The 10,128-nt window shown below is 39.0% G+C and carries 11 protein-coding genes; 4 read left to right on the forward strand and 7 right to left on the reverse strand.

Annotated features, from left to right (window positions below):
• Nucleotides 1–139: 139 nt before the first annotated feature.
• The 4 genes from arsJ to AAEZ18_RS17550 all read right to left on the reverse strand — a co-directional run bounded on the left by arsJ (nt 140) and on the right by AAEZ18_RS17550 (nt 3,479).
• A complete protein-coding gene (gene arsJ / locus AAEZ18_RS17535) occupies nt 140–1,360 on the reverse strand; it encodes an organoarsenical effux MFS transporter ArsJ (protein ID WP_350595405.1) in 1,221 nt (406 codons plus the stop codon).
• Nucleotides 1,361–1,372: 12 nt separating this feature from the next.
• Nucleotides 1,373–2,386, reverse strand: a complete 1,014-nt coding sequence (locus AAEZ18_RS17540; RefSeq protein ID WP_086996797.1) for an ArsJ-associated glyceraldehyde-3-phosphate dehydrogenase — start codon at nt 2,384–2,386, stop codon at nt 1,373–1,375.
• Nucleotides 2,387–2,548: 162 nt separating this feature from the next.
• Complete coding sequence (locus AAEZ18_RS17545) at nt 2,549–2,893, reverse strand: metalloregulator ArsR/SmtB family transcription factor (protein ID WP_011329817.1); 345 nt, start codon at nt 2,891–2,893, stop codon at nt 2,549–2,551.
• A 157-nt stretch (nt 2,894–3,050) separates the two neighbouring features.
• Nucleotides 3,051–3,479, reverse strand: a complete 429-nt coding sequence (locus AAEZ18_RS17550; protein WP_011329816.1) for an organic hydroperoxide resistance protein — start codon at nt 3,477–3,479, stop codon at nt 3,051–3,053.
• Nucleotides 3,480–3,607: 128 nt separating this feature from the next.
• Here AAEZ18_RS17550 and AAEZ18_RS17555 point away from each other — a divergent pair, with 128 nt between their 5' ends.
• Nucleotides 3,608–4,042 carry a MarR family winged helix-turn-helix transcriptional regulator gene (locus AAEZ18_RS17555; protein ID WP_089369127.1) on the forward strand — a complete coding sequence of 145 codons (435 nt, stop codon included), beginning with the start codon at nt 3,608–3,610 and terminating at the stop codon, nt 4,040–4,042.
• Nucleotides 4,043–4,442: 400 nt separating this feature from the next.
• Complete coding sequence (gene astB, locus AAEZ18_RS17560) at nt 4,443–5,789, forward strand: N-succinylarginine dihydrolase (protein WP_350595403.1); 1,347 nt, start codon at nt 4,443–4,445, stop codon at nt 5,787–5,789.
• 284 nt (nt 5,790–6,073) lie between these two features.
• Here the strand turns inward: astB and AAEZ18_RS17565 are convergent, their stop codons facing one another.
• On the reverse strand, nt 6,074–6,940 hold the full coding sequence (locus AAEZ18_RS17565) for a mechanosensitive ion channel family protein (protein ID WP_350595401.1): 867 nt from the start codon (nt 6,938–6,940) through the stop codon (nt 6,074–6,076).
• Nucleotides 6,941–7,166: 226 nt separating this feature from the next.
• Here AAEZ18_RS17565 and AAEZ18_RS17570 point away from each other — a divergent pair, with 226 nt between their 5' ends.
• Nucleotides 7,167–8,165: a DUF4382 domain-containing protein gene (locus tag AAEZ18_RS17570; protein ID WP_350595399.1), complete on the forward strand. Its 999-nt coding sequence runs from the start codon at nt 7,167–7,169 to the stop codon at nt 8,163–8,165.
• A gap of 55 nt (nt 8,166–8,220) precedes the next feature.
• Nucleotides 8,221–8,901 (forward strand): SDR family oxidoreductase, encoded by a 681-nt coding sequence (locus tag AAEZ18_RS17575; RefSeq protein ID WP_350595398.1) that lies wholly within the window; start codon nt 8,221–8,223, stop codon nt 8,899–8,901.
• Nucleotides 8,902–9,134: 233 nt separating this feature from the next.
• Here AAEZ18_RS17575 and AAEZ18_RS17580 read toward each other — a convergent pair whose 3' ends face one another.
• Nucleotides 9,135–9,434 carry a type II toxin-antitoxin system RelE/ParE family toxin gene (locus AAEZ18_RS17580; protein WP_089369124.1) on the reverse strand — a complete coding sequence of 100 codons (300 nt, stop codon included), beginning with the start codon at nt 9,432–9,434 and terminating at the stop codon, nt 9,135–9,137.
• Nucleotides 9,422–9,679 (reverse strand): type II toxin-antitoxin system Phd/YefM family antitoxin, encoded by a 258-nt coding sequence (locus tag AAEZ18_RS17585; RefSeq protein WP_011329809.1) that lies wholly within the window; start codon nt 9,677–9,679, stop codon nt 9,422–9,424. Before AAEZ18_RS17585 ends, AAEZ18_RS17580 begins: the two co-directional genes overlap by 13 nt.
• Between the last annotated feature and the right edge of the window lie 449 nt (nt 9,680–10,128).

Genomic DNA, 10,128 nt, shown 5'->3' on the forward strand with positions numbered 1-10,128 from the left:
GTTTTCTGGCGAATTCAATTATACCTTATCTTCATGCTGTTTGTTTTTCATACCACAAAGATCAACACGCCCTAGTTGATCTATAAAATGAAGCTATTAATTTAGTGTAAAAACAGCAATCTCATACAAAAGTTTAGTTTTAACGTTTAGCTAAAAAGGCGGTGGCTATTACAGCCATAATAAGTAAAAAAACACTAACCCATAAACACGCCGCTAACCCATAAGCCTGAAATACCCAACCAGAAAGCACAGTGCCCAGTAAGCGCCCCATGGCATTGGCCATGTAATAAAAGCCTACATCGAGCGACACACCATCACTGCTGGCAAAGCTCACTATTAAATAACTATGTAGTGATGAGTTAACCGCAAATACCCCACCAAAAATAAATAAGCCCATTATAAGCGTATAATTTACCGCACTATTAAATTGCATTAGCAGCGCTAAAACGCCAGTTACAACGCACAATAGCGTAACCCATTTATATGCTTTATTAACTGTATTAAAACCAGAGGTAATAACTTGCCCAGTAATTCGCGGTGCTTGCGATTGCACTAACCCATACGCTATTACCCACAGTGCCATAAAGCCACTCACCCAAGTATGGTTCCAGTTAAATTGCGTGGCTAAATACACAGGCAGAGCCACTACAAACCACACGTCTCGCGAGGCAAATAAACACAATCGTGCGGTGCTAAGTAAATTAATAGCGCGAGATTTAGAGAATAACGTTTTAAATTTAGGTTTGTTTTTGGCCTTACCTATATCGCCTTTTAAAAAGACTAAACTTATAACCCAGGCAACACTCAATAAAACGATTAAAGTAAACAACGCACCAACAAAACCAAATAAAGTAAGCAGTACCCCACCTAAAAAGAAGCCCACTCCTTTTAATGCATTTTTAGAGCCTGTAAGTATGGCAACCCATTTATATAATTGACTTTGCCCACTGCTGTTTTGCGGCACCAAATATTTAATCGCGCTTTTGGCGCTCATTTTATTAAGATCTTTGGCAATCCCACTTAACGCTTGTGCTGCCATTACATAAGCAACCGTTAACCAATCTGTTGGCACGCAAAGCATAGCAAGCGCAAGTATTTGCAGCCCTAAGCCTATATTCATGGTTTTATTTAAGCCAAGTTGCGCTCCTAACCATCCCCCCACTAAGTTAGTGATCACGCCAAATATTTCGTAAAACAAAAACAACATAGCAATCGCTAATGCGCCATAACCTAACTGATGAAAATACAGCACCACTAACATTCGCAGTGCGCCATCGGTTAAAGTAAAAGCCCAATAATTGCCGGTAATGATAAAATACTGTTTTAGTGAGCTTGGTAAGTTAGCTAGTTGCGCAAACATTAAATTAGCCTATTAACTTGATTGATCACTTAAACCAACTTTTAGCATTAGCTCTGCAGTACGATTTGCATAGCCCCACTCGTTATCGTACCAAGCATATAATTTAAGCTGAGTGTTGTTAATTACCATAGTTGAAAGCGCATCTATTATGCTGCTGCGCGGATCGGTTGCGTAATCAATCGATACCAGTGGTTTTTCCTCGTAACCTAAAATACCTTTAAGCTCGTTATTAGCCGCACTTTTAAACCAGCCATTTACTTCATCTTCACTAACGCTGCGCTGCAGTTCAAACACACAATCGGTAATTGAGGCATTAGTAAGTGGTACACGTACAGCATGGCCGTTTAATTTACCTTTAAGCTCAGGAAAAATATGCGTAATAGCTGTTGCGCTGCCTGTTGTTGTTGGTATTAAACTTGTGCCACAAGAACGTGCTCGGCGTAGGTCTTTATGTGGTGCGTCAATAATGGTTTGCGTGTTGGTAATACTATGAATAGTGGTTATGGAGCCGTGTTTAATTCCCACCTCTTGTTGCAGTACCTTCACAATAGGCGCTAAGCAGTTGGTGGTACAGGAGGCCGCAGTAACTATTTTGTGCTCACTTGGCTTATAAAGATGATCGTTCACCCCTACTACTATATTTAAAATGCCCTCTTCTTTTACCGGTGCGGTCACCACCACGCGTTTAACACCTTGGGCTAAATACGCATTTAGTAACTGGGTCGTTTTCATTTTACCGCTAGCTTCTATTACTACATCGCAACCAGACCAATCGTTGTCGTTAATGGTTTTATGGTTGCTTACAGTTATATTGTGTTTGCCAACCTCAATAATATTATTAGTAGCAGTAACAGAATGATGTAGACGCCCATGCACTGAGTCAAACTCCAATAAATGGGCATGGGTTTTAGCATCGCCCGCTATATCATTTACTTTTATAAACTCTATATTTGGCCAGTCAACCGCTGCGCGCAGCGTTAAACGCCCCATACGGCCAAAACCGTTAATGCCTACTTTAATGGTCATAATAAAATACCTTTTGTTATATTAATTACTTAATCTGAACTCTGGTTAAGAGATTTACTAACGTATTGAGTCATAGTTATATTTAATTTTATTTTCTCTAGCCAGAGGTTTTCAGTGAAAATAGCTGCTTGAGATAAGTTTATTACCCACAGATCAGGTTACTTAGCAACAGCGCTCAGGGCGATTACCCATAGCATTTAAGCGCTCTAAATCACTTTTATAAAATGATGCTGTTGCAACACGTGTTTGCGTAATTACTGTTTGTGCCCAATCTGGTAGTGCCTTATTAATACTGTAGTACACCCATTGGTTTTGTTTTCGATCTGTAAGCAATCCGCATTGGCGAAGCTGTGCTAAATGACGTGACACTTTAGGTTGGCTTAAATTAAGTGCCGCAACTAATTCGCAAACACATAACTCTTGCTGATCAGCAATAAGCAGTATGGCCTTTAACCGTGTATCGTCCGCTAGGCATTTATAAAATTGCAGGGGGTTGAATTGTTCCATAGCGTCCTCGTATCGTTAATATGTACACAATAAAACAAAAAATGAATATATGAAATAGTGAATATACGATTTTTCGTATGTTTATTTTTTATGACCTCAAAAACAAAAAAGCACACAAGGTTATTGTGTGCTTTTTAAATATTAGCGAGTGCCGTTATTAAATAACCGACAGCTCAACTTCAATATTACCGCGTGTTGCGTTTGAATATGGGCATACTAAGTGCGCTTTATCTACAAGCTCCTGTGCTTGCGCTTTATCCATATCACCCAGCGACACCGCTAGCTTAACTGCAATACCAAAACCACCGTCAATAGCGCCAATCGACACTTCTGAGTTAATGTGCGTGTCACTTGGCAGAGTAATTTTCTCGCTGCCTGCTACAAATTTAAGCGCGCCAATAAAGCATGCCGCGTAACCTGCTGCAAATAATTGTTCAGGGTTAGTCCCTTTACCATCATCGCCGCCTAAGCCTTTGGGAGTTGATAAATCTACATTTAAACGACCATCATCAGATTTAGCTGTGCCTTCACGGCCACCGGTTGCAGTTGCTTTTGCTGTATAGGCAACGTTTTGTAATACATTCATAATGAACTCCACAATTTAAAAAATTAATTTATTTAGTTTGTGTGCAAAATAATAGAACAACTAAATATAGATTGCAAATACTTTGCATGCAAATTAAAATGCACTTTATTCAGCAAAGAGATTAAAGCATGTCGTTTGAGCAGTTAAAATTAAAAAATCAGTTATGTCATCGTTTGTATATGGCATCTAATAGTATTGCTCGCGCTTATCGGGAGCCGTTAGCTGAGCTTAATTTAACTTACCCGCAGTATGTAGTAATGATGGCATTGTGGGAGCAGGACCAAATAACCATTGCCGAGCTTATAAATAACACCGCGATTGATGGCGGTGCAATGACCCAAATACTAAAAAAAATGACCGATAAGTCATTACTTGCCGTAGTAAAAGACGAGCACGACAAGCGCAAGCGTTTAGTGCAACTCACTCAACAGGGGCAATCACTAAAGCTAAAAGCGGCTGATATACCTAGCAAAGTGCTGTGTAAATTTAATAACGTAAATACAGAGCAAGCAAAACAACTAATGCAGTTACTCGACTTAGTCGTTAACGATTTATCTGATTAATGCATAAACCGTTTAAAATAGCGCGTGTATCAAATAAGTGCATACAGCCCAAAAAACCCACCATATAAGTGCAAAAAGCTAGCAACTTTTTTATATAAAACACTAATTCATTGATTCGTATTCATAAAATATTCAATTAAACGTTGGCATACTTCTTCCTATTACTTTATGTGTTTAAAAAAAATCAAAGGAAAAGCTATGTTTAATTTATATCACACACTTTATTTACTATGGCGTTTAGATGTTAGTTTTTGGCAAGTAAACGAGCCAAATAATCCGCGTACTACCGCTGATAAAGAGCGTATTCTCAGCCGTTAAGCTTTTCTTGTTGGTGTCGCTTTGCAAGTAAACCCAATGCATTGTATTGTTAGTTCTATTAAACAATTTATTTGGAATGTGTATGCCTGCCTTAGAAGTTAATTTTGATGGTTTAGTTGGCCCTACCCACAATTATGCGGGGTTATCGTATGGTAACGTTGCTTCGTTAAATAACGCCGCTAGCTTTTCAAACCCCCAAGAGGCGGTGCTTCAAGGCCTTGAAAAAATGAAAGCCATGCACGACAAAGGCTTAACTCAAGGTGTATTTGCCCCCCATGCACGTCCCGACTTAAATATACTGCGCCGCCTGGGATTTAGCGGTAACGACGCGCAAGTTATTAATAAAGCTTTTAACGCCGATCCTATTTTATTACGCGCATGTTATTCAGCCTCAGCAATGTGGACAGCAAACGCCGCAACTGTGTCGCCATCGCCCGATACAACCGATGGTAAAGTGCACTTTACCGCTGCAAATTTAAACAATAAGTTTCATCGCTCGTTAGAGCCTGCCACCACAACGCGGTTGTTAAAAGCAATGTTTAATAACCAAAACCACTTTGCGCATCATACCCATTTACCCGATCAAGGCTTTTTTGGTGATGAAGGTGCAGCAAATCACACCCGTTTTTGCGACAGTCATGGCGAGCAAGGCCTAGAAATGTTTGTATTTGGGGCCAGTGCATTTAACAGCCATTTACCAAAACCGGTTAAGTTTCCTGCAAGGCAAACACTCGAAGCCTCTGAAGCAATTTGCCGCTTGCACAACTTAAAAGATACCAGCCAAATTTTACTGCAGCAAAACCCTGATGTGATTGACCAAGGGGTTTTTCATAACGACGTTATTGCAGTAGGTAATGCCAACGTACTGCTGTGCCATCAGCAAGCATTTTTAAATCAACAGCAAGCATTGCAAGATATTCGCGAAGCCTATGTTGGTAATAAACAATTTTATATTATTGAAGTACCTACAAGTAAAGTAAGTATTCAAGATGCAGTTAGTAGCTATTTATTTAATAGCCAACTAGTAAGCCTAAGTGATGGCTCTATGTTATTAGTAGCGCCAAAAGAGTGCCAACGTAATAGCGCGGTTAACGACTACATTGAAGAAATAATCATGGCCGATAATCCTATAAACCAAGTACGCTTTTTTGATTTACGCCAAAGTATGCAAAATGGCGGCGGCCCAGCTTGCTTGCGTTTACGGGTTGCTTTGAACGAGCAAGAACTCGCTGCAGTAAACCCAGACGTTATTTTAACCGATACTAAATACACACAATTGTGTAACTGGGCACAACGTAACTACCGCGATCAATTAGGTGCTAAAGACTTTGCCGACCCAGCACTGCTGAGCGAAAGTTACCAAGCACTTGATGAGCTAACCCAACTACTTAATTTAGGCTCAGTGTACGACTTTCAATTAGAAGGTTAATTACTTACTTAAGCTAAATAACCTGAGCTCCGGATAATAAACTTATCTCAAGCAGCTATTTTCAGCACTAACTGCGTTGAATTTACTTGCAATAGGCCAGCTATTGACGCGTAAATTCGCCTTGTTTTCACTGAAAACCTCTGGCTAGAGAAAATAAAATATAAATACGATTCAATACGTTAGTAAATCTCTTAACCAGAGTTCAGGTTAAATAATTACAAACGATACAACAAAAAATAGCGAGCCTTAGCTCGCTATTTTTATGTGTGCTGATACTGCTAATATTAATCTACTTTTGCAGTGTCTTTATTAATTGTAACGCTTGTTGCTAGCGACTCAGGTAAGTGCAAAGTGCGCTGCGGGAATGGAATTGTTAGCCCTGCTTGCTCAATAGACTCTTTAACGCGCTTATTAAGATCCCACACTGTTTGCCAGTAATCACCATTTACAGTCCATGCGCGTAATTGTAGGTTTACCGAACTTTCGGCTATAGATACCACCATTACTTTTGGCGCTGGCTCTGCTAGTAAACGCCCTTCTGAGCAGGCTATTTGTTTAAGTACATTTAAGCCATCGTCTATTGAATCGGCATACGAAATACCCACTACAATATCCATGCGTCTTTTGCCGTTACGGGTAAAGTTTTTAATATTACCACCCCACACTTTGCCGTTAGGAGAGGCTATATAAAGGCCGTCGGTGGTTTTAAAAATAGTAGTGAATAAGTTAATTTCGCTCACCGTACCCGATGTACCACTGGCATCAATAAAGTCACCTACTTTAAAAGGTCTCAGTATTAATAACATAATACCTGCAGCTATATTACTTAACGTACTTTTTAACGCCAAACCAATTGCTAAACCTGCAGCGGCCATTAGTGCCACTAAACTGGCGGTATTGACCCCAAAAATATCTAAAATAAATAACGAGCCAATTATATAAACCAAGTAACTCGAAAGGCGAGAAATAATAGGCAGCAAAGTTTTATCTAATTTATTAAGCGGCGATTTAGAGCCATTAACTGCTCTTTTAACAGCGCGGGCAATTACGCCACTGGCAATTAAAATCACCAAAGCTAGAATCACTTTGTATCCTAAAGTGATGATTGTTTCTGAATGGCTTTGCCAAAATGCTAAAAGTTTATCTTTCATGTTTGTTCCGATAAATGTGGCTGAAACTCAGCAAAATTATGGTTAAATTTAATAAAAACGACTTCAAAAGAAGTGGCGCGAGTATATAGTAAAAAACAATTAAATCGATAAAATTAAAAACCACTTAAAACAGCATGTTAAAAGTTCTAACTCTTCATATTTTTAATTCAATTTAGGTTAAGGGTTAAATACATACACTTAACAAATCAAATAAAAGGAAACAAGCATGAACTTTAAATCAACAATATTAAGTAGCGCTATTATTTTTGCCTTAGCAGGCTGTGGCTCATCAAATGACGAGGCTGAAACAACCCCACCGCAAGCAAGTGATAAAACCACTTTTAGTTTAGGCATTTCCGACGCACCTGTCACTGGTTTAAAACAAGTTAACGTGGTGTTTGATTCAATAACAATTAAAGCCCAAGCAGGTGAAGAAGTTAGCTTTGCAACTCGCTCTAAAAACGATTCCACCTTAGCGCAAATGGTCAATTTACTAGACTATACGGGCGACGATATTTTTCAATTACTTAACGATCAAGAAGTCCCCGCTGGGGATTATTCGTGGATCCGCGCACAAGTGATAAACGGCGACACGAACAACCTTAGCTTAACATCTCACGTAGTTTATGAAGACGGCAGCATTGCACCGCTTATCGTAAAAAGAAAAGGTAACGATGGCGTGGGTGAAATTCAGTTAGATGGCTTTACACTCAATCAAACCGACAACGAGTTTGTATTAGAGTTTGATTTAAAAAAATCGTTAGTTGATCCACAAAATAATGACGAAATATTTTTAAAACCTCGCGGCGTGCGTTTACAAAACCTTTCTGAATCACAAGATATTGAAGGCACTGTAAGCCAAACACTTATAAACAATTGCGAGACTGATAACATTGCTCTTGCCGCTGATAATTCATCATTTGGTCATGCTGTTTACCTTTATTCTGCGCAAGCACAAACCCCTACAGATATGCATGAAATAGATGACCAAACGCCTGAGAACGCTCCGTTAGCGACTGCCAATGTTGTATTTGATGCGGACGATAATGAATACGAATTTGAACTCGCATTCATAACACCAGGCGACTATCAACTTGCTTATACATGTAGCGCACACATAGACGATGCAGAGCAAATAGATGCTGATTTTAATATTTATCAACTAAAACAAATTAGCCTAACGCAAGCTGACGATTTATCAGTCAATTTTGACATAGCGCAATAACTGCATGGCGCACATTGAGCTGCGCCTTTATTCATTTGTTAACAAGGAAAAAACCATGGCAAAAGAGAAAATAGTACTCATAACCGGCGCTTCTAGTGGCATTGGTGAAGCAACGGCAAAAACCTTAGTAAACAACGGTCATAAAGTAATACTTACCGCTAGACGCGAAGATAAGTTAACGGAGTTAGTTGAGTCGCTAGGCTCAGATAACGCACTGAGCGTAGCCGCAGATGCAACCGACTTTACCGCCCTTGAAAACGTAGTTACCAAAGGCATTGAAAAGTTTGGCCGATTAGATGTAGCCTTTGCTAACGCAGGCATGGGCGTTTCAACTGCTGGCACTGAAAAAGGTGATCCCGATGAGTGGTCAACCATGATCGATATAAACATTAAAGCCCTATTGTGGACTGCAAAGCTAACGCTGCCATATTTACGCGAAACCACCGGACACTTCATTTTAACCAGCTCCGCTGCTGGCCGTAAGCCAATTGGCGGCTCTATTTACGGTGCAACTAAATGGTTTGCTTATGGCTTTGGACAAAACTTAGCAGAAGAAATGAGCGAGTGGAATGGCCGCTGTACAACCATAGCACCAGGTATGGTAAATACCCCATTTTTTGATGAAGCTAAACCCGACAAACTCGACCCACAAGATGTCGCTGACGCAGTACTTTTTGCTATTGAAGCAAACCAGCGCAACAGCGTACGCGAAATTTATTTAATGCCGACTAATTAAATGTAGCTTGGTAGATTTTGGCTGTCAGGTTTAATACAAGTGGTATTAAACCTGGTGGTTGCTTGTCCTAAATATGGGCTGAGAGCTGTTTAAGAGAAAAATTTTGGTCGTTTAAAAGCCCTGTTATATTTTTTAAACTGCACTTGTCGCTCTATTTTAATTTGCGATTTTCTTAGTAATCAAGATGGATTCAGCCAAATTTTCATACTAGTGGATTTACTTGTTAACCGTATTTAATTCTGTAAAAGAAACCTGCGTAAATCTCGCTCTTGTCGCATTACATGTAAAATATAAACCTTATCATTTTCAATTTTATAGAAAATACGACACGGATTAACAATAACTTCTCGGTAGTTTAAGTTATTTAGCTCAGCAGGCCTTTTACCTGATTCTGGATGATTTTCTAACCTTGATACTTTCTCAAATACTTTTTGAACCAATTTTTTAGCCACAATCAGATTATTTAAAGCAATATATTCAGCAACATAATTTAAATCATCGAGAGCTGGAGATGTCCATATTATTTCAGCCATTTACTCATTTTCTCTTTTGCTTCTTGATTAGAGAATAAATGGCCATTTTTAATAGCTTGTTCACCGCGCGCTACACCTTCAAGGATTGCTATTCGTTGTTGCATGAATTCATAATCATCAACATCAACTAGATAAGCAGATGGTTTACCATGTTCTGTAATTAACACAGGCTCTTTTGAAGTATGAAGATCAGCTAATATTTTAGTAGCTTGGCGTTTAAGAGTCGTAACTAGCTCAACTTTCATAAAAAATCCTATCTAGAACTTAAGTAATGTATCACTATAGTATCACAGCAGCCGGAGGTTACAACGGCACGACTAAAAATTAGCCTACGATATTTGTCATTTCACAAATCGAAATACCCCTATATTACAACAACTTAACCAAGCTATAAAATAAACAACTGTAAACAGTTAGTTAGCTTCGCCTTACCTTTTCTAAATGTAGCAAAACCCCAAAATGGTGGAGTTCAGTAATATCAGACGTATAGCTGATTAATTATACCCGTTGATTATTAATTAAGTGGTTATATTTAAATACCTGTGTTTAAACTAATAACGCGTTCACCCTTAAACTTGTAACTCGTTATTGCTTATAAAATTAGTTAAAAATCACAATCTACCCAATAGCGCCAAGTGCTCCATCTAAATCTAATGAGCCAAAGCGAGTTAATTTAGGTGGTGGTGAAAGGCGC

Source organism: Pseudoalteromonas sp. 19-MNA-CIBAN-0066, assembly GCF_040308705.1.
GTDB classification, from domain to species: Bacteria; Pseudomonadota; Gammaproteobacteria; order Enterobacterales; family Alteromonadaceae; genus Pseudoalteromonas; species Pseudoalteromonas nigrifaciens.